Annotated in this window: 18 protein-coding genes; 16 read left to right on the plus strand and 2 right to left on the minus strand. The window is 63.3% G+C overall.

The genetic code is table 11. The features are described from left to right. Positions 1-111: 111 nt before the first annotated feature. Positions 112-807, minus strand: coding sequence for a GntR family transcriptional regulator (locus AAFN55_RS01950; RefSeq protein WP_347797205.1), 696 nt, complete (start codon positions 805-807; stop codon positions 112-114). A gap of 83 nt (positions 808-890) precedes the next feature. Here AAFN55_RS01950 and uxaC point away from each other — a divergent pair, with 83 nt between their 5' ends. The 9 genes from uxaC to gndA all read left to right on the plus strand — a co-directional run bounded on the left by uxaC (position 891) and on the right by gndA (position 9,606). Beyond that, the gene (gene uxaC, locus AAFN55_RS01955; RefSeq protein ID WP_347797206.1) at positions 891-2,300 is read left to right on the plus strand and encodes a glucuronate isomerase; all 1,410 of its coding nucleotides are present in this window, start codon (positions 891-893) and stop codon (positions 2,298-2,300) included. Between the two features lie 28 nt (positions 2,301-2,328). Then, entirely contained in the window at positions 2,329-3,306 is a 978-nt protein-coding gene (locus tag AAFN55_RS01960; protein ID WP_347797207.1) for a TRAP transporter substrate-binding protein, read from the plus strand. A 91-nt stretch (positions 3,307-3,397) separates the two neighbouring features. After that, a complete protein-coding gene (locus tag AAFN55_RS01965) occupies positions 3,398-3,997 on the plus strand; it encodes a TRAP transporter small permease (RefSeq protein ID WP_347797208.1) in 600 nt (199 codons plus the stop codon). Next, positions 3,997-5,277, plus strand: a complete 1,281-nt coding sequence (locus AAFN55_RS01970; RefSeq protein ID WP_347797209.1) for a TRAP transporter large permease — start codon at positions 3,997-3,999, stop codon at positions 5,275-5,277. The genes AAFN55_RS01965 and AAFN55_RS01970 overlap by 1 nt, the downstream gene beginning before the upstream one ends. Then, positions 5,274-6,062: a FadR/GntR family transcriptional regulator gene (locus tag AAFN55_RS01975; protein WP_347797210.1), complete on the plus strand. Its 789-nt coding sequence runs from the start codon at positions 5,274-5,276 to the stop codon at positions 6,060-6,062. Before AAFN55_RS01970 ends, AAFN55_RS01975 begins: the two co-directional genes overlap by 4 nt. A 44-nt stretch (positions 6,063-6,106) precedes the next feature. Continuing rightward, complete coding sequence (gene kduI / locus AAFN55_RS01980; RefSeq protein ID WP_347797211.1) at positions 6,107-6,943, plus strand: 5-dehydro-4-deoxy-D-glucuronate isomerase; 837 nt, start codon at positions 6,107-6,109, stop codon at positions 6,941-6,943. After that, positions 6,940-7,701, plus strand: coding sequence for a 2-dehydro-3-deoxy-D-gluconate 5-dehydrogenase KduD (gene kduD, locus AAFN55_RS01985; RefSeq protein WP_347797212.1), 762 nt, complete (start codon positions 6,940-6,942; stop codon positions 7,699-7,701). Before kduI ends, kduD begins: the two co-directional genes overlap by 4 nt. Positions 7,702-7,711: 10 nt before the next feature. After that, positions 7,712-8,050: a cupin domain-containing protein gene (locus tag AAFN55_RS01990; RefSeq protein ID WP_347797213.1), complete on the plus strand. Its 339-nt coding sequence runs from the start codon at positions 7,712-7,714 to the stop codon at positions 8,048-8,050. 128 nt (positions 8,051-8,178) lie between these two features. Then, positions 8,179-9,606 (plus strand): NADP-dependent phosphogluconate dehydrogenase, encoded by a 1,428-nt coding sequence (gene gndA, locus AAFN55_RS01995; protein ID WP_347797214.1) that lies wholly within the window; start codon positions 8,179-8,181, stop codon positions 9,604-9,606. Between the two features lie 3 nt (positions 9,607-9,609). Here the strand turns inward: gndA and AAFN55_RS02000 are convergent, their stop codons facing one another. Beyond that, positions 9,610-10,659 (minus strand): LacI family transcriptional regulator, encoded by a 1,050-nt coding sequence (locus tag AAFN55_RS02000; RefSeq protein WP_347797215.1) that lies wholly within the window; start codon positions 10,657-10,659, stop codon positions 9,610-9,612. A 393-nt stretch (positions 10,660-11,052) separates the two neighbouring features. Between AAFN55_RS02000 and AAFN55_RS02005 the strand changes: the two genes are divergently transcribed. The 7 genes from AAFN55_RS02005 to mgrA all read left to right on the plus strand — a co-directional run bounded on the left by AAFN55_RS02005 (position 11,053) and on the right by mgrA (position 18,342). Continuing rightward, positions 11,053-12,291 carry an ABC transporter substrate-binding protein gene (locus AAFN55_RS02005; protein WP_347797216.1) on the plus strand — a complete coding sequence of 413 codons (1,239 nt, stop codon included), beginning with the start codon at positions 11,053-11,055 and terminating at the stop codon, positions 12,289-12,291. A gap of 100 nt (positions 12,292-12,391) precedes the next feature. Next, the gene (locus AAFN55_RS02010; RefSeq protein ID WP_347797217.1) at positions 12,392-13,285 is read left to right on the plus strand and encodes a sugar ABC transporter permease; all 894 of its coding nucleotides are present in this window, start codon (positions 12,392-12,394) and stop codon (positions 13,283-13,285) included. Positions 13,286-13,301: 16 nt separating this feature from the next. Then, positions 13,302-14,207 (plus strand): carbohydrate ABC transporter permease, encoded by a 906-nt coding sequence (locus AAFN55_RS02015; RefSeq protein WP_347800151.1) that lies wholly within the window; start codon positions 13,302-13,304, stop codon positions 14,205-14,207. A 17-nt stretch (positions 14,208-14,224) separates the two neighbouring features. Next, positions 14,225-15,310 carry an ABC transporter ATP-binding protein gene (locus AAFN55_RS02020; RefSeq protein ID WP_347797218.1) on the plus strand — a complete coding sequence of 362 codons (1,086 nt, stop codon included), beginning with the start codon at positions 14,225-14,227 and terminating at the stop codon, positions 15,308-15,310. Positions 15,311-15,341: 31 nt separating this feature from the next. Continuing rightward, the gene (locus AAFN55_RS02025) at positions 15,342-16,088 is read left to right on the plus strand and encodes a sugar phosphate isomerase/epimerase (protein ID WP_347797219.1); all 747 of its coding nucleotides are present in this window, start codon (positions 15,342-15,344) and stop codon (positions 16,086-16,088) included. 11 nt (positions 16,089-16,099) lie between these two features. Continuing rightward, positions 16,100-17,242 (plus strand): Gfo/Idh/MocA family oxidoreductase, encoded by a 1,143-nt coding sequence (locus AAFN55_RS02030; protein ID WP_347797220.1) that lies wholly within the window; start codon positions 16,100-16,102, stop codon positions 17,240-17,242. A 53-nt stretch (positions 17,243-17,295) separates the two neighbouring features. Beyond that, positions 17,296-18,342 (plus strand): L-glyceraldehyde 3-phosphate reductase, encoded by a 1,047-nt coding sequence (mgrA, locus tag AAFN55_RS02035; RefSeq protein ID WP_347797221.1) that lies wholly within the window; start codon positions 17,296-17,298, stop codon positions 18,340-18,342.

Below are 18,342 nucleotides of genomic sequence, written 5' to 3' on the forward strand. Positions count from 1 at the left end.
GGCGACCAGGAAACGCCAATTTCGTCTTTCGAGGTAGCTTGGTCCGATAGGGGCCCGCATACGCGGAAACGGCCCGCGCGGATTGCGTCGCGCTTCCGCAGCAGGCGAGCCTCAATCCTCGCCGCCGGCAAAGTACTCGCGATACTCCTCACGAATCTGCCGAATGTGGACATCGATCTTGCCGAGATGAAGCCGCAACTGCGCTTCGACCTCCTTCGCGTCCCCGGCGAGGATGGCAGCAGCGATACCGCGGTGCTCGTCGATCGTGGTCGCGCGGTTGAAGCGCAATGACAGAAAGCGCACGCGGTCCATCTGGACCTTCTGCACGTCGATCAGCTTCCAGACGAATTCGCACTCCGCGAGGCGCGCGATCTCGCGGTGGAAGGCGTCGTCCAGCGCATGGAAGGCGCGATAATCCTCTCCATGCGATAGCTCGACCTGCGCGTCGATCATCGCCGCGAAATGATCGCGCGGCAATGTGGGTCCGATCGCCGCCGCCTTCTTCATGACGGCGAGTTCCAGCGCCTCGCGCACGAAGCGCGCGTTGAGCACGTCGCGTATCGAGATTTTCACCACTTCGGTAGGGCGCTGCGGGCGCACGCGCACCAAACCCGCCTCGGAGAGCTGGATAAAAGCCTCGCGGACCGGTTGGCGCGAGACGCCGAAGCGCGCTGCTATATCGCTCTCCGAAATCGTGTCGCCCGGCTTCAGGTCCAGGCACACGATCGCGTCGCGCAAGGCCTCTGCGATGCGCTTGGCCATCGTCTTGCGATCATCGACAAGAAACGCCGCGTCTAAATTCATCATACAAATACCCAAAATAATGGCATTGACATCATATGTATGGTTCCATACGAGTTGAAGTGCAAGCACCTTGGAGGAGGGATGCCTTGTCTGCACTGCTGAATGAAGATCGCCTGTTTCCGATCGATCCCGCGACGCGGACGCTGGCGCGCGAGCTGTTTGGTCTGGTTCGCGATCTGCCGATCATCAGCCCTCACGGCCACACCGACCCTGCTTGGTATGCGCGCAATGAGCGCTTTCCCGATCCCGCGCAGTTGATCGTTGTTCCGGACCATTACGTGTTTCGCATGCTGTTCAGCCAGGGCGTCAGGCTCGAGGACCTCGGCGTTCCGCGCGCGGATGGTGGCGCGGTCGAGGCGGACGGACGCGCGATCTGGCATCGGTTCGCGGAAAACTATCACCTTTTTCGCGGGACGCCCTCGCGTATCTGGCTGGATCATACCTTCTCGGAGCTTTTTGGCCTGGAGACGCGACTCTCGGCGACCACGGCGGATCAGTATTACGACCGCATCGCGGAGCGTCTGGAGCACGATGATTATCGACCCCGGGCGCTCTATGAGCGCTTCAACATCGAGGTCATCGCCACGACCGAGGGCGCACTCGACCCGCTCGATCACCATCGAGAGATCGCCGCGTCCGGCTGGAAGGGGCGCGTTGTCACCACCTATCGGCCGGATTCCGTGATCGACCCCGAATTCGACGGCTTCCGTGACAACGTCGTCGCGCTCGGCGCTTTGACCGGATGCGACACCGCGACCTGGGACGGCTATCTCGAAGCGCATCGGGTGCGGCGTGCGGTCTTCCGGGATCATGGCGCGACGGCGACCGACCACGGGCACCCATCCGCCGACACCGCCAACCTCTCGAAATCGGAGTGCGAAGCCCTCTTCGCAAAGGTCGCCGCCGGCCCGGTCTCGGCCGCCGACGCCAACCTCTTCCGCGCGCAGATGCTGACGGAGATGGCGCGCATGAGCGTCGAGGACGGCATGGTGATGCAGATCCATCCGGGCTCCTGGCGTAACCATTCCGCACCGATCTATCAGCGCTTCGGCCGCGACAAGGGCTTCGATATCCCGCGCAGGACCGATTATGTCGGCGCACTCAAGCCGATGCTCGACGTGGTCGGCCTCGAACCAGGCCTGACGATCATTCTCTTCACGCTGGACGAGACCGCCTACAGCCGCGAACTCGCGCCGCTGGCGGGCGCTTACCCGTGCCTGAAGCTCGGGCCGCCCTGGTGGTTCTTCGACAGCGCCGCCGGCATGCGCCGTTTCCGCCAAGCCGCGACCGAGACGGCCGGTTTCTACAACACCGTCGGCTTCAACGACGACACCCGCGCCTTCGCGTCGATCCCGGCGCGCCACGACGTGGCCCGGCGTATCGATTGCTCTTTCCTTGCCGAACTCGTGCGTGGCGGGGAACTCGGTGAGGAGGAGGCGGCCGAACTCGCGCCGCTTCTGGCCTACGGCCTCGCCAAACAAGCCTACAGACTTTGAAACCAGATCAGGAACACGGGAGGAAAACATGCGCCTGATTTCAAAACTGACAGCAGCCTTGATTGTATCGTCGGCGATTTTCGCCGGCGCGGCCAATGCGCAGACGGTTCTGCGCTCGTCCGATACGCATCCAGATGGATATCCCACGGTGGAGGCCGTGAAGTATTTCGGCGAGCTTCTCGCCGAGCGCACCGAAGGCCGCTATTCGGTCGAGGTCTACCACTCCGCACAACTCGGCCAGGAGGCCGACACGATCGAGCAGGTGCGCTCGGGCGTGATCGAGCTCAACCGCGTCTCGATGGCGCCGTGGAACAGCCTCGTACCGCTGACGCTGATCCCCTCGCTGCCCTATCTCTTCACGTCGCCCGACCATGCCCGCAAGGTCATGATGAGCGAAATCGGTGACGAGGTTGCCGCCGGCTTCGAGGATCACGGCGTCGTGGTGCTCACCTATTACGATGGCGGCGCGCGCTCCTTCTACAACTCGAAGAAGGAGGTCAACTCGGTGGCCGATCTCGCCGGCCAGAAATACCGCGTCATCCAGTCGGACGTGTTCGTCGACATGGTCGCGGCGCTTGGCGCGACGGCCACGCCGATGCCCTATGGCGAAGTCTATTCGGGCATCGAGACGGGCGTCATCGACGGTGCGGAGAACAACTTCCCGAGCTACGAATCCGCCCGGCATTTCGAAGTCGCCAAGTTCTTCTCGCTCGACGAGCACACCATCGTGCCCGAGGTGTTCGTCATGTCGAAGGTCCATTGGGACCGGCTGACCGACGAGGACAAGGAAATCTTCAAGCAGGTGGCGCGCGAATCCGCGGAGAAGCAGTGGGAACTGTGGGACGCCCGTGTCGAAGCCTCGCGCAAGATTGTCGAGGATGCCGGATCGACCATCTCCACGCCTGACAAGCAGCCCTTCATCGACGCGATGGCGCCGGTCTACGAGAAGTATGTGAACACGCCGGAGCTCGAAGACTTCGTCGCTCGTATTCGGGCCGTCGAATAGCATCCCGAGTTGGGGGGAAGGTCGCCGGAACTCCATCCGGCGGCCTTACCTCCGCGGCCTTAGCGTGCCCTGAGCGATAGGGAGAAAAACGATGTCCGCGCACGCCCTGACGAATTCGCCTGAACTGGAAAGCCGGCCCACCCTCGCCGCGATCGCGCGCGTGCTTTCGAAGCTGTCATATGCCGCGCTCTATCTGGCCGGCGTCGGCCTGATCGCCATGTCGGTAATCGTCTTCTGGCAGGTCTTCACGCGCTATGTGCTCAACTCGGGCCAGGCATGGACCGAGCTTTCGTCGATCATGATCATGGGATGGTTCATCTTCCTGGGCGCAGCGGTCGGTGTCCGGGAGAGCTTCCATCTCGGCTTCGACGTGCTGATCTACGTGCTGCCGAAAGGCAGCAAGAAAATCCTGCGCACCATTTCCGACCTCGTCGTTCTCTCCTTCGCGATCGGCATGATCTATTACGGCATCGTGCTGATGCGGCTGCAATGGGCCGAGGTCATGCCCTCGCTCGGCATTTCCGGCGCATTCCGTTATTTACCGCTCACGGCCGGCGGCGTGCTCATCTCCCTGTTCTCGCTCGAACGCATCCTTCTGCGCTGGTCCGGCATCGACATCGACCGCGACCCCTATGACGAGGGCGATCTCGCGGACCCGGCAGATGCGCCGCTCGTCGTAAAGGAAATCTGATGGCTGCCCTGATCCTTTTCGGTGTCTTCACACTGCTGATGCTGATCGGCACGCCGATCGCATTTTGCCTCGGTGCAGCGAGTTTCCTGACGGTCCTCTATATGGGGCTGCCCCCGATGGTGGTCTTCCAGCAGATGAACTCCGGCATGAGCGTGTTCACGATGCTGGCCATTCCCTTCTTCATCTATGCCGGCGACCTGATGGTGAGAGGCGGCATCGCGCAGCGCATCGTCGCCTTCGCGGGCTCGCTGGTGGGGCATCTGCGCGGCGGCCTCGGCCAGGTCAACATCACCGCCTCGACGCTGTTCGGCGGTATTTCCGGCTCGGCCGTCGCCGAAGCCGCGGCGGTCGGCGGCCTGATGATCCCGCAGATGAAGGCGCGGGGCTACGGAGCCGACTACGCCGTGAACGTGACGTCGATGGCCGCGCTGATCGCGCTGCTGCTGCCGCCGTCGCACAACATGATCATCTATTCGATCTCGGCGGGCGGCAAGATTTCCATCGCCGACCTGTTCACCGCCGGCATCATTCCGGGCCTGCTCTTCGCGCTCGCGCTGATGATCACCGCCTGGCTGGTGGCGTGGCGACGCGGCTATCCGACCGAGCCGTTTCCCGGTTTCGCACGGGTGGGCTGGTTCTTCCTCAATTCCCTTCCGGGCCTGCTCCTCATCGCCATCATCTTCGGCGGCGTGCGCTCAGGCATCTTCACCGCCACGGAAAGCTCCTGCGTCGCCGTCTTCTACGCGCTTCTCGTGACTTTGGTCGTCTATCGCTCGATGGGCTGGCAGAATTTCGTGGCCGCCACGATCGGCGCCGTGCGTACGACCGCGATGGTTCTGATCATCATCGGCACCGCGGCATCCTTCGCCTGGCTGATGGCGTTCCTGCGCATACCGGCTGCGATGATCGACTGGATGGGAACCATCTCGCAGAACCCGATCGTCATTCTGTTGCTGATCAACGTTATCCTGCTTCTTCTCGGCACCTTCATGGATATGGGGCCGACCATCATCATCACCACGCCGATCTTCCTGCCGGTGGCCATTCACTACGGCATCGACCCGGTCCATTTCGGCGTGATTCTGATCCTCAATCTGGGCATCGGTCTCAACACGCCACCCGTGGGAGCCGTTCAGTTCGTGGCATGTGCGGTGGGTAAGATAACGGTGTGGCAGGCGATGCGATCGATCTGGCCTTTCTATGGGGCGGGTGTGACGGTGCTGCTGCTTGTCACCTACATTCCAGCCCTGTCGCTTTGGCTGCCGGCGCAATTCAGATGAGTACCTTTTTGCCACCCCGCCCTGAACCGGTGTCCGCTGCCGGAACGTCCAGTCTCCGGCCGAAGCTTGCCGACCGCCTTGTTGAAGCCATTCGCAACGAGATCGCCAGGGGGGCGCTTGCGCCCGGCGCGCAACTGCCGACCGAAAGCCGGCTCTGTGAGACCTATGGCGTCAGCCGCACCGTGGTGCGTGAAGCGATCACGCGTCTGGCCGCCGACGGGCTCGTCACGCCCCGGCAGGGCGCCGGCATTTTCGTCAATGAACGGGCGGCCGGCTCGGTCGGCGCGATGGTCGCGGAGATCGGCGACAAGGTGTCGGTGGTGCTGAACGTTCTCGAGGTCCGCATGGCCGTCGAGATCGAATCCGCCGCCCTCGCCGCCCAACGCCGATCCGCCTCACAGGAAGCCCAGATACTTGAGGCGTTCAATGCGTTTGAAACCCTGCTTCGCAACGGCGAGCCGACCGGCGCCGCTGACTTCGCCTTTCACAGGGCGATCGCCGAATCGACCAACAACCCCTTCTATGTCGAAATCCTCGACGTGCTCGGCAGGCGTACGATCCCGCGCGATCTCGTCACAAGCATCTCGTCCCAACTGCTGCAGTCGCAGGAGTATCAGGAAAAGCTGCAGGCCGAGCACATGGCCATCATGAGCGCGATCTCGGACGGTGATGCGGACACGGCTCGCGATGCGATGCGCAAGCATCTCTCGGCCAGCCGCAGGCGCTACCACGGCCTCCTGCGCAGTGGCAGCGATCTTCAAACGATCTTCGCACGCTCCGTCTAGCGAGCCAGCGAACGAATGACGCGGACAACAGGAGAGTTTCCAAAGTGACCACCGATATTCGACAGGCAATCGATCCCCGTACGGCGCGAACGTTCGACACGGCGCAACTGCGCGACGCCTTCCTGATCGAGACCCTGTTTTCGCCCGATGCGGTGAACCTCACCTACACCCACCTCGACCGCCTGGTCGTCGGCGGCGTCATGCCGGTGGCGGGTTCCGTCGAGCTTGGCCAGGTCAAGGCGACGGGGACCGATGCCTTCCTCGACCGCCGCGAATTGACGGTCGTCAATGTCGGCGGCGCAGGCGCCGTGACCGCGGGCGGCGAACGCTTCGAACTCGGCCATCGCGACATGCTTTATGTGGGACGCGGCGCAAAGCCGCTCGTCTTCGAAAGCGCCGATGCGGGGCAACCGTCGAAATTCTACCTGCTCTCCGCGCCCGCGCACCACACCTATCCGTCGCGCCTGATCAGGATCGCCGATGCCAAGCGCCTCGATCTCGGCGCGCAGGTGACGTCGAACGAGCGCTCGATCTTCCAGTTCGTCCATCCCGACGTGATGGAGTCGTGCCAGCTTGTCGTCGGCATGACGGTTCTGGCGCCGGGCTCCGTCTGGAACACCATGCCGTGCCACGTGCACGACCGCCGCTCGGAAGCCTATCTCTACTTCGATCTCGACCCGGCGCAGCGCGTCTTCCATTTCATGGGTGAGCCGAGCGAGACGCGCCACATGGTGGTGGCGAACGAACAGGCGATCCTGTCGCCGGGCTGGTCGATCCACTCGGGAGCGGGAACGTCGAACTACACCTTCGTCTGGGCGATGGCGGGCGACAATGTCGACTACCGCGACGTCGATGCCGTCGACATGGGAGACCTGCGATGACCGCCAACCCCTTCGACCTCAGCGGCCGGCGCGCGATGGTCACAGGCGCCAACACGGGCATCGGCCAGGGCATCGCGGTGTCGCTGGCGCGTGCCGGCGCGGAGATCGTCGCGGTCGGCCGGTCGTCCATGGACGACACGGCTGCGATGATCACCGAGGTCGGCGGCACTATGCACGCGGTCATGGCCGATCTCGGCAAGCCGCGCGAGGCTGCCGACATGCTCGGTCGTGTATGGGACGAGATTGGGGCCCTCGACATCCTGATCAATAATGCAGGCATCATCCGGCGTGGCGACGCGATCGACTTCAGCGAGGACGATTGGGACGACGTGCTCGACGTCAACCTCAAGACGGCTTTCATGCTGTGCCAGGCGCTGGCGCGCAGGGCGCTCGATGCCAAGCGCCCCGCAAAGATCGTCAACATCGCCTCGATGCTGTCTTTCCAGGGTGGCATCCGCATTGCGTCCTACACGGCCTCGAAAAGCGGACTGGCAGGCATAACCCGCCTTCTGGCGAACGAATGGGCGCCGCTCGGCATCAACGTCAACGCGATCGCGCCGGGCTATATCGCCACCAACAACACGGCGATCCTTCGCAAGGACGAGGAACGCAGCGCCGATATCATGAAGCGCATTCCAGCCGCGCGCTGGGGCGAACCGGAGGATCTGGGCGGCGCCGCCGTCTATCTGTCGAGCGATGCGGCGAATTATGTGCATGGCGTCATCCTGCCCGTCGACGGTGGATGGCTTGCGCGGTGAGATGGTTGTTATGACTATAAGCTCAATCTTCGTCCGCCCGACCGATGACCAGTGGGTGCCGACCGATCCCGGCGTGCGGCGGCGCGTGCTGACGCATGACGACCAGTTGATGATGGTCGAGTTCGCGTTCGAGGCAGGCGCGGAGGGCAAGCTTCATTCGCATCCGCACATCCAGGCGAGCTACGTCGCCAAGGGCAGCTTCGAGGTGACGATCGATGGGCGGATGGAAACGCTGATGCAGGGCCAGAGCTTCATCGTGCCGTCCAATGCCATCCACGGCGTGCGCGCGCTGGAGTCCGGCCTGCTTGTCGATTCCTTCACGCCCGCCCGCGCTGATTTCGTAAGCTGAAACTTACAGATACGCGTTATTGTGCAGTGCTCCGGGCATGGCAGCCATGCTCCCGTGCCGGTTGACTGCCGGGGTGCGCGGTGGTCATCATCCGTCGGCTGAGTGGTCCACAAGAAGGCAATCATTGCATGTCCAAAGCGGAAATCGGCCTCATCGGCCTTGGCGTCATGGGATCGAACCTCGCGCTCAATATCGCCGAGAAGGGCTATCCGGTCGCCGTCTACAACCGCACGTCCTCGCGCACCGGCGCGTTCTTCGAGAATGCCGGCGCATTGCGCGAGAACATCGTGCCGTGCACGTCGCTCGAGGAACTGGTCGCCCAGATCAAGCCGCCGCGCCCGATCATCCTCATGGTGCAGGCCGGAAAGGCGGTCGACGAACAGATCGAGGGTCTTCGCGACCTTCTGGCGAAAAACGACATCATCATCGATGCCGGCAATGCCAATTTCCGTGACACGATACGCCGGTTCGAGGAGCTGGAAGGCTCCGGCCTGACCTTTATCGGCATGGGCGTTTCGGGTGGCGAAGAAGGTGCGCGCCACGGCCCGTCCATCATGGTCGGCGGCAAGGAAGACGCCTACCGCCGCGTCGAGCCGATCCTGACCGCCATCGCGGCGCGCTTCGAAGACGAGGCGTGTTCGGCATGGCTGGGCGAGGGTGGCGCGGGCCACTTCGTCAAGACCATCCACAACGGCATCGAATATGCCGACATGCAGATGATCGCCGAGATCTACGGCGTGCTGCGCGACGGGTTCGGTATGCCTGCCGCCGAGATTGGCAAGATTTTCGAGGGTTGGAACAAGGGACGCCTGAATTCCTATCTCGTCGAAATCACGGCCGCGGTCCTCGCGGCGGCCGATCCCAAATCGGGTAAGCCGATCGTCGACATGATCCTGGACCGCGCCGGCCAGAAGGGCACGGGCCGCTGGGCCGCGATCGAAGCGCAGATGATGGGCGTGCCCGCGACCGCGATCGAATCCGCCGTCGCCGCGCGCAGCCTGTCCGCCGAGAAGACGATCCGCGAGGCTGCTGCTGCTGCGTATGGCCCTGCTGTGGCCCCGTCCGGCAAGGCGCCCGACGCCGCGTTCATCGACGATCTCGAACTGGCGCTCTTCGCGGGCAAGGTCGCGGCCTATGCGCAGGGTTTCGCGGTCATGGAAGAGGCATCGTCGGAGTTCAAATGGAACCTGCCGATGGCGACGATCGCGCGCATCTGGCGTGCCGGCTGCATCATCCGCTCGCAATTCCTGAGCACGCTTGCGCAATCCTTCGAGGCCGACCCGGACGCGGAGAACCTGCTGCTGATCGACCATTTCGTCGGCCAGATGCAGGAGGCGCAGCCTTCTCTTCGCCGCATCGTGGCTCATGCCGCACTGGCGGGCCAGCCCGCGCCGGCTCTTTCCGCGGCCCTCGGCTATTTCGATAGCTTCAGGCAGGCACGCGGCACGGCCAACCTGATCCAGGCGCAGCGCGATTTCTTCGGGGCGCACGGCTTTGAGCGGATCGACGAGGACGGCGCCCATCACGGGCCATGGGGATCGGGGTTGGCGGGCTGACCGTCAGCCGCGCGGCCCTTCCACGCCGTTCGGCACGGCGAGTGTCTGGAGCCCGCGCGGGTCGGCGCCTCCGATCGAGGCGATGACCGCGCGTGCCAGCTCGCGGCCCGCGAGGCGGAAATCCTCGTCCACGACCATCAGCTCGCGCCTGAACATCTGCACCAGCTTGCTCGATTGCTTCGTGACGATGTCGACGTCGGTGCCGAGACCAAGTCCCGCATCCTCGATCGCGGCGGCGAGCGCGAACGCGCCGGTGCCGCTCGAGCATACCAGCCCGTCCGGGCGGCGACTCGCGCTCATCAGCCTGAACGCGCGCTCGCGGATCATCTCGACCGGCTGATCGACCCAGACGTCGCCGAGCGGCACCTCACTCGCGCCGGTCTCTGCGAGCCCGTCGACGAAGCCGTCGCGGGTGTGTTGATGGTAGGTGAGCCCGGGCGGAGGAGCGAGCAACGCCAGACGCCTCCGGCCTCTGGCTGCGAGCGCCTTCACCGCCTCGCGTGCGAAGACTTCATTGTCGAAATCGTGCCAGGGATGATCGAGCTTGATCTGCGTGCGTCCATGTGTGGCGAACGGGAATCTGTGCTCGATCATGTAGCGCACGCGCGGATCGTTGGGCTCGGTCTGGGAGATGATCACGCCGTCCGCGGAGTGGGTCTCGACCACGTAGCGGACCGGATCCATGGGATCGTTTCGGCTCGAATAGGGCGTTAGGATCAGATGATAGGGCGAGCCGGCGAGTTCTTCCGAAACGCCGTAGATGATGTCCGAAATGAAGGACAGCACCTGCTCGTCGGTGTTGAGGATCAGCGAGATGACATTGGTCTTGCCGGTGCGCAGCCGCACACCGGCGCGGTTGGGGCGATAGCCGATTTGCCGGGCCACCAGTTGGACGCGCTTCTTCGTCGCCTCGCCGATGTCCGGCGCGTCCTTGAGCGCGCGGGACACGGTGGTCACGCCGAGGCCGGTCATGAATGCGATCGTCTTGAGCGTCGGGCGCACGGCTTCGGCTTGCGCAGCGCCGGTGACGTCCCTGTCCCAATTGTCGTCCATTCTCGACCCCTGACTTAAGCCCGGGCGGGACTTAGCGCATTCGCCAGATCGACGCCAGAGCCACGGAACATGCCATTCTGTAACGTTACAGATTTTATGCAGGAATGACCAGATGGAAGGCATCGATCTGTCCTCGGAGAGTTTCGGAGGTGGTCCGAAGGGCAGTCCATGCGTTGAAACGCTGCGTTGCAAAATGCCTGGAAATCAGCATGTTGCCGCTAATTTCGGGCGAAAAGCGCTGCATTGCAGCATCAGATTGCCGCGCTGCATCCTGGCAAACGCTTGCGCCCATTAATTCGCGTCACGAAAAAAATACGTCATCAGGCGTTGCGCATCGGTCGCGATTGCCATAGCCTTTCAACTGTAACGTTACAGTTTCAGGGAGGAAATATGATGCGTTATCGGCTCTTGACCGTCGCGTTCGCTGCGTCGGCTGCATTCCACATATCGTCGCCGGCACAGGCGACCGATCTCGAAGTCACGCATTGGTGGACATCCGGCGGCGAGGCGGCGGCAGTGGCCGAATTCGCCAAGGCGTTCGATGCCACCGGCAACAAATGGATCGACGGTGCGATCGCCGGATCGGGCGAAACCGCCCGCCCCGTTATGATCAGCCGCATCACCGGCGGTGACCCGATGGGCGCCACCCAGTTCAACCATGGACGTCAGGCGGAGGAACTCGTCGAAGCCGGTCTCATGCGCGACCTCAGCGATATTGCCGAGGAGGGCAAATGGCGCGAGGTCATCCAGCCGTCGTCGCTGCTCGATAGCTGCACGCTCGACGGAAAAATCTACTGCGTCCCGGTCAACATCCACTCGCAGCAGTGGCTGTGGCTGTCCAACAAGGCCTTCGAGGATGCCGGCGTGCCTGTCCCGACCAATTGGGACGAGTTCGTCGCGGCGGCTCCGGCGCTCGAAAAGGCAGGCAAGATTCCGCTCGCCATCGGCCAGCAGCCCTGGCAGACGACGACCGCGTTCCAGGTCATTCTCGTCGCAATCGCCGGCCCGGAAGCCTACACCAAGATCTTCGGCGAGAAAGACGCCGAACTTGCAGCCGGCCCGGAGATCGCCGAGGTCTTCGCGGCAGCCGACGAGGCGCGCAAGATGTCCGCCAAGTCCAACGTGCAGGACTGGAACCAGGCGACCAATCTGGTGATTTCCGGCCAGGCCGGCGGCCAGATCATGGGTGACTGGGCTCAGGGCGAGTTCCAGGTCGCCGGACAGGTGGCCGGCGAGGATTACACCTGCCTGCCGGGCCTTGGCGTCAACGAGGTCATCATGACGGGCGGCGACGCGTTCTACTTCCCGGTTCTCAAGGACGAGGCAAAGAGCGCGGCGCAGGCCGAGCTCGCGAAGGTCATGCTCTCGCCCGAAGTGCAGGTCGCCTTCAACCTGAAGAAGGGATCGCTGCCGGTGCGTGGCGACGTTGATCTCGAGGCCGCGAACGACTGCATGAAGAAGGGTCTCGAAATCCTTGCCAACGGCAACATCATCCAGTCGCCGGACCAGTTGATGTCGGCGGACTCGCTTCAGCAGGTCAACGACCTGTTCGTCGAGTTCTTCAACAACACCAGTCTTTCGGCCGAAGACGCGCAGGCGCGCTTCGTCGATCTGGTGGCCAGCGCCGACTGATCATCGGTCACAGTCTCCTCTCCCGCTTCTCCTGAGAAGCGGGAGACGGAACCACGTGGCCTGCGCGCCCCGACTGCCCATCTCGACGGAGCCGACGCTCATGCAGGATGCAAGACGGCCCAATCAGCTTCTGAAGAATCTCAGCGCCAAGATCGCCGCGATTCCCATGATCCTCACGGCTCTCGTGGTGTTTGCGGGAGGAACGATCTGGACGATCGTCTACTCGTTCACCAATTCGCGCCTTCTGCCGCGGGAGAACTTCGTCGGCCTGCAGCAATATGAGCGGCTGTGGGCGTCGAACAAATGGCACATCGCCATCGAGAACCTGATGATCTACGGCGTCTGCTCGTTGATCTTCTCGCTGGTGATCGGCTTCCTGCTGGCCGCACTTCTCGACCAGAAGATCCGGTTCGAGGACACGTTCCGCACGATCTTCCTCTACCCCTTCGCGCTGTCCTTCATCGTGACGGGGCTGGTCTGGCAGTGGATTCTCAACCCGGATTTCGGCGTCCAAAGCGTGGTGCGGTCACTCGGCTGGGAAAGCTTCGCCTTCGACCCGCTCTACAATTCCCAGATCGTCATCTACGGCATCCTGATCGCCGGGCTGTGGCAAGGCACGGGTCTCGTCATGTGCCTGATGCTGGCGGGCCTGCGCGGCATCGACGAGGACATCTGGAAGGCAGCCCGCGTCGACGGCATCCCGATGTGGAAGACCTATCTGTTCATTGTCATACCAATGATGCGCCCCGTCTTCATCACGACGCTCGTCATCATCGCCTCGGGCATCGTCAAGCTCTACGACCTCGTGGTCGCTCAGACCAGCGGCGGGCCGGGCATTTCGTCTGAAGTGCCCGCCAAATATGTCTACGACGCGATGTTCCTGTCGCAGAATCTCGGCCAGGGCTTCGCCGCCTCGACGATGATGCTTCTGACGGTGCTGATCGTCCTCATCCCATGGGCCTATCTCGAATTCGGAGGCAAACGCCGTGGCTGACGCAGCAACCATCGCGATGGCCGGGGCGGGCGCCGATTCGTCGGCAGAGCCAAGCGGCCCGCGTCCGCGCAAGACCCTGTCGCGCCGAAACATCTTTCTCTACGGCACCCTGTTCGTCGTGTCGGCCTATTACCTGCTGCCGCTCTACGTGATGATCGTCACGTCGCTGAAAGGCATGCCGGAAATCCGCCTCGGCAATATCTTCTCGCCGCCCGTCGAGATCACGTTCGAGCCGTGGGTGAAGGCTTGGGCCGAGGCGTGCACGGGCCTCAATTGCGACGGGCTCAGCCGAGGTTTCTGGAACTCGGTGCGGATCACCGTCCCTTCTGTCGTGCTGTCGATCGCGATCGCGTCCGTCAACGGCTACGCGCTCGCCAACTGGCGTTTCAAGGGCGCTGATCTATTCTTCACGATCCTGATCTTCGGCGCGTTCATTCCCTATCAGGTGATGCTCTATCCGATCGTCATCATCCTGCGCGAAATGGGCCTCTATGGCGGGCTCTACGGGCTGGTCATCGTGCATTGCATCTTCGGCATGCCGATCCTGACCCTGCTCTTCCGCAACTATTTCACGTCGCTGCCCGAAGAGCTGTTCAAGGCGGCGCGCGTCGACGGGGCCGGATTCTTGGGCATCTTCTTCAAGATCATGCTGCCCATGTCGATGCCGATCTTCGTCGTCGCCATCATCATCCAGGTGACGGGCATCTGGAACGACTTCCTGTTCGGCGTCGTCTACACGCGCCCCGAATATTACCCGATGACGGTCCAGCTCAACAACATCGTCAACTCGGTGATGGGCGTGAAGGAATACAACGTCAACATGGCGGCGACGCTGCTCACGGGCATCGTACCGCTCACCATCTACTTCATCTCCGGCAAACTCTTCGTGCGTGGCATCGCCGCGGGCGCGGTCAAAGGTTGATTGGCAGGGACAGCGCAATGGCCAGTGTCATCGTTCGCGACGTATCGCTCAATTTCGGATCGGTCGAGGTCCTCAAGAAGCTGAACATCGAGGTCGACAAGGGCGAGTTTCTCGTTCTCCTCGGACCGTCCGGCTGTGGGAAATCCACGCTGCTCAACTGCATTGCGGGCCTTCTCGACGTCTCCGACGGGCAGATCCACATCAGCGGCAAAAACGTCACCTGGCACGAGCCCAAGGATCGCGGCATCGGCATGGTGTTCCAGTCCTATGCGCTCTATCCGCAGATGACGGTGGAGGGGAACCTGTCCTTCGGCCTCAAGAATGCAGGCCTGCCGAAGGACGAGATCGCCCGGCGCATCAAGCGCGCCTCGGAAATCCTCCAGATCGAGCCCCTCCTGAAACGCAAGCCGTCCGCATTGTCGGGCGGGCAGCGCCAGCGCGTCGCGATCGGCCGCGCTCTGGTGCGCGACGTCGACGTGTTCCTGTTCGACGAGCCGCTGTCGAACCTCGACGCCAAGCTGCGCTCCGAATTGCGCGTCGAGATCAAACGCCTGCACCAGAAGCTCGAGAACACGATGATCTACGTCACGCACGACCAGATCGAGGCGATGACGCTGGCCGACCGCATCGCGGTCATGCGCGGCGGCATCATCCAGCAGCTCGACACCCCGCAGGCGATCTACTCGCGTCCGGTCAACCTCTTCGTCGCCGGCTTCATCGGCTCGCCCGGCATGAACTTCATCGAGGGCACGATCGAGGAGCGCGATGGCGGCCCGGTCTTCGTGACGCCAGACATTGAGGTGCCGCTGGGGACATATCCGTTCCAGTCCGCGGCGAGGCCGTCCGGCCGCGTGGTGCTGGGCGTCCGCCCCGAGCATGTCGGCCTGAATTCGGGCGACGGCTGGCCCTTCGCGGAAACCGTCAAGGTCGATGTCGTGGAGCCGATGGGCTCCGACACGCTGGTCTGGACGAAGCTTGCCGGCCGGGATTTTTCCATCCGGGCAGCCTCGGAGCGTGCGCCCAACGTGGATGACGACGTCACGATCGGCTTCGATCCCATGCGCGCTTCACTCTTCGACGCAACCAGCGGCGAACGCATCTGACACCAAATTTCACGAGCAACGGAAACAGGTCATGAACTGGTCATTCCAACTCTATTCCGCACGCAACTTCCAGCCATGGGAAGACGTGCTCACAATGGTATCCACAGCCGGCTACACCCAGGTCGAGGGTTTCGGCGGGCTCTATGACGACCCCGCCGCGCTGCGGGCGCAGCTTGACGCCAACGGGCTCTCGATGCCCACCGGCCATTTCTCGCTCGACATGCTGGAAGGCGACTTCGCGACCGCACGCAAGATCGCCGAGACGCTCGGCATCGGAACGCTGATCTGCCCGCACATCGATGCCAAAGCGCGCCCGTCCGGCAGGGAGGGCTGGCGCGGTTTTGGCAGGCGTCTCGCGGCGGTCCAGGAGAACTGCCGCAAGGCGGGGCTCCGTTTCGCCTGGCACAACCACGATTTCGAGTTCGTGCCCGCCGAAGACGGTGCGATCCCGCAGAAGGAAATCCTCGACGCAGCGCCCGAGATCGGCTGGGAGATCGACGTCGCCTGGGTCGTGCGCGGCGGCGGTGACCCGCTCGCGTGGATCGACGACTACGCCTCGCGCATCGTCGCGGCCCATGTGAAGGACATCGCCAAACCCGGCGAGAAGGCGGACGAGGACGGCTGGGAAGATGTCGGCCACGGCACGATGGACTGGCGCGCGATCATGACGGCACTGCGCGAGAAGACGCCGGCGAAGGTCTTCGTCATGGAGCACGACAATCCGAGCGACGTTGCCCGGTTTGCGCGCCGCTCGATCGATGCGGCGAACGGCTTCTAGGGGCAAGCGACATGGCCAGGAAACTCGGCGTCGGCATCATCGGCTGCGGCAACATTTCCGCCGCCTATCTCAACCTCGCGCCGCTCTTCAAGGGCGTCGAGATGCGGGCCTGCGCGGACATCGACGTGAAGGCGGCGCAGGCGCGCGCGAAGGAGTTCGGCGTTCGCGCCGAAACCGTCGATGGCCTGCTTGGAGCCACAGATATCGACATCGTCGTCAATCTGACGATTCCGGCGGCGCACTACGCGGTGTCGAAGTCGATCCTCGATGCCGGCAAGCACGTCTATTCGGAAAAACCCTTCGTGCTGTCGGTCAGGGAAGGGCTCGACCTGAAGAAGCGCGCGGAAAAGAAGGGCCTTCGGATAGGCTCGGCGCCCGACACCTTCCTCGGCGGCGCGCACCAGCTCGTGCGCAGCCTGATCGATACCGGCAAGGTCGGGCGCATCACCAGCGGCACCTGCTACGTGATGAGCCACGGCATGGAGCACTGGCACCCGAACCCGGACTTCTTCTTCGCGCCCGGAGGCGGTCCGATCCTCGATCTCGGGCCGTATTACATCTCGAACCTCGTCCAGCTCATCGGGCCGGTCAGACGCGTCGCGGCACTCGCCTCGATCCCGGCAAAGGAGCGCACCATCACCTCGAAGCCACGCTATGGCCAGAAGGTGCCGGTCACGACGCCGACGACGATCCACGCTCTGATGGAGTTCGAGAACGGTGCCGCGATCACCTTCAACGCGAGCTGGGATGTCTGGAAGCACGGCCACGCGCCGATCGAGCTCTATGGCGAGGAGGGAACGATCTTCGTGCCCGACCCGAACTTTTTTGGCGGGGACGTCCAGTTCACGAACAGGGCCGATCCGGAGAAGAAGATGCCGAAATGGGACCATGCCTTCGCGGTTCCGAACCAGCAGCACGGCGAGGGCATGATGGCGAATTATCGCGCGTCGGGGCTTGCCGACATGGCGCTCGGCATCATCGAGGATCGCCCGCACCGCTGCTCGCTCGACATGTCGCTGCATGTGATCGACGTGATGACCGGCATCCTGAAATCCGGCGAGACGGGCAGGTTCGTGGCGATGCAGACGACCTGCGAACGCCCCGAGGCGCTGTCGCCCGCGCAGGCGAAGACTATGCTGGTGAAGCGGAAATAAGTTAGAAAAGGGTCGGCGCGCCACTGCGCCGGCCTCGCATGGAAGGAAGCCGCATGACCTATACGCCTGCCGAGAACCGCTACGCCGAGATGACCTACAACCGATGCGGTCGCTCGGGCCTGAAGCTGCCGGCGATCTCGCTTGGCCTGTGGCACAATTTCGGCGGCGACACACCGCACGAGACCAAGCGCGCCATCTGCCGCAAGGCGTTTGATCTCGGCATCACGCATTTCGATCTCGCCAACAATTACGGCCCGCCGCCCGGTTCGGCCGAGACCGCATTCGGCGAACTCCTGCGCACCGATTTCGCCGGCTATCGCGACGAGATGATCATCTCGACCAAGGCCGGCTACAATATGTGGGCCGGTCCCTATGGCGAGTGGGGCAGCCGCAAATACGTGCTCGCTTCGCTCGACCAGAGCCTGAAGCGCATGGGGCTCGACTATGTCGATATCTTCTATTCGCACCGCTTCGACCCCGAGACTCCGCTCGAAGAGACGATGATGGCGCTCGATCACGCGGTGCGCTCAGGCAAGGCACTCTATGCCGGCCTGTCATCCTACAATTCGAAGCGCACGCGAGAGGCGGTAGCGATCCTGAAACAGCTCGGCACGCCGTGCCTGATCCATCAGCCCAGCTATTCGATGATCAACCGCTGGGTCGAGGAGGACGGTCTTCTCGACACGCTGGATGATCTCGGCGTCGGCTCCATCGTGTTTTCGCCGCTGGCGCAGGGCATGCTGACGACGAAGTACCTCAAGGGCGTGCCGGACGACGCGCGCGCCGCGCAGGGCAAGTCGCTGCGGCCTGAATTCCTCAACGAGAAGACCCTCGCCAACATCCGCGCCCTCAACGATATCGCCGAGCGGCGCGGCCAGACGCTCGCCCAGATGGCATTGGCCTGGGTGCTGCGCGGCGACCGCGTGACGACGGCGTTGATCGGCGCCAGCCGGCCCGAACAGGTCGAGGACTGCGTCGGCGCGCTCGTCAACCGCAACTTCAGCGACGCCGAACTGGCCGAGATCGACACCTATGCGAAGGATGCCGACATCAATCTCTGGGCCGCATCGGCGGAGCGCAAGGGACCGGTGAGGAAGTAG

It is taken from the genome of Mesorhizobium sp. CAU 1732, from assembly GCF_039888675.1.
In the GTDB taxonomy this organism is placed as follows: Bacteria; Pseudomonadota; Alphaproteobacteria; order Rhizobiales; family Rhizobiaceae; genus Aerobium.

What these genes read in the sequence shown, in the direction of transcription:
- AAFN55_RS01950 (WP_347797205.1), bottom strand. Translation starts at nt 807, where the DNA reads ATGATGAATTTAGACGCGGCGTTTCTTGTCGATGATCGCAAGACGATG.
- AAFN55_RS01960 (WP_347797207.1), top strand. Translation starts at nt 2,329, where the DNA reads ATGCGCCTGATTTCAAAACTGACAGCAGCCTTGATTGTATCGTCGGCG.
- AAFN55_RS01965 (WP_347797208.1), top strand. Translation starts at nt 3,398, where the DNA reads ATGTCCGCGCACGCCCTGACGAATTCGCCTGAACTGGAAAGCCGGCCC.
- AAFN55_RS01970 (WP_347797209.1), top strand. Translation starts at nt 3,997, where the DNA reads ATGGCTGCCCTGATCCTTTTCGGTGTCTTCACACTGCTGATGCTGATC.
- AAFN55_RS01975 (WP_347797210.1), top strand. Translation starts at nt 5,274, where the DNA reads ATGAGTACCTTTTTGCCACCCCGCCCTGAACCGGTGTCCGCTGCCGGA.
- kduD (WP_347797212.1), top strand. Translation starts at nt 6,940, where the DNA reads ATGACCGCCAACCCCTTCGACCTCAGCGGCCGGCGCGCGATGGTCACA.
- AAFN55_RS01990 (WP_347797213.1), top strand. Translation starts at nt 7,712, where the DNA reads ATGACTATAAGCTCAATCTTCGTCCGCCCGACCGATGACCAGTGGGTG.
- gndA (WP_347797214.1), top strand. Translation starts at nt 8,179, where the DNA reads ATGTCCAAAGCGGAAATCGGCCTCATCGGCCTTGGCGTCATGGGATCG.
- AAFN55_RS02000 (WP_347797215.1), bottom strand. Translation starts at nt 10,659, where the DNA reads ATGGACGACAATTGGGACAGGGACGTCACCGGCGCTGCGCAAGCCGAA.
- AAFN55_RS02005 (WP_347797216.1), top strand. Translation starts at nt 11,053, where the DNA reads ATGCGTTATCGGCTCTTGACCGTCGCGTTCGCTGCGTCGGCTGCATTC.
- AAFN55_RS02010 (WP_347797217.1), top strand. Translation starts at nt 12,392, where the DNA reads ATGCAGGATGCAAGACGGCCCAATCAGCTTCTGAAGAATCTCAGCGCC.
- AAFN55_RS02015 (WP_347800151.1), top strand. Translation starts at nt 13,302, where the DNA reads ATGGCCGGGGCGGGCGCCGATTCGTCGGCAGAGCCAAGCGGCCCGCGT.
- AAFN55_RS02020 (WP_347797218.1), top strand. Translation starts at nt 14,225, where the DNA reads ATGGCCAGTGTCATCGTTCGCGACGTATCGCTCAATTTCGGATCGGTC.
- AAFN55_RS02025 (WP_347797219.1), top strand. Translation starts at nt 15,342, where the DNA reads ATGAACTGGTCATTCCAACTCTATTCCGCACGCAACTTCCAGCCATGG.
- AAFN55_RS02030 (WP_347797220.1), top strand. Translation starts at nt 16,100, where the DNA reads ATGGCCAGGAAACTCGGCGTCGGCATCATCGGCTGCGGCAACATTTCC.
- mgrA (WP_347797221.1), top strand. Translation starts at nt 17,296, where the DNA reads ATGACCTATACGCCTGCCGAGAACCGCTACGCCGAGATGACCTACAAC.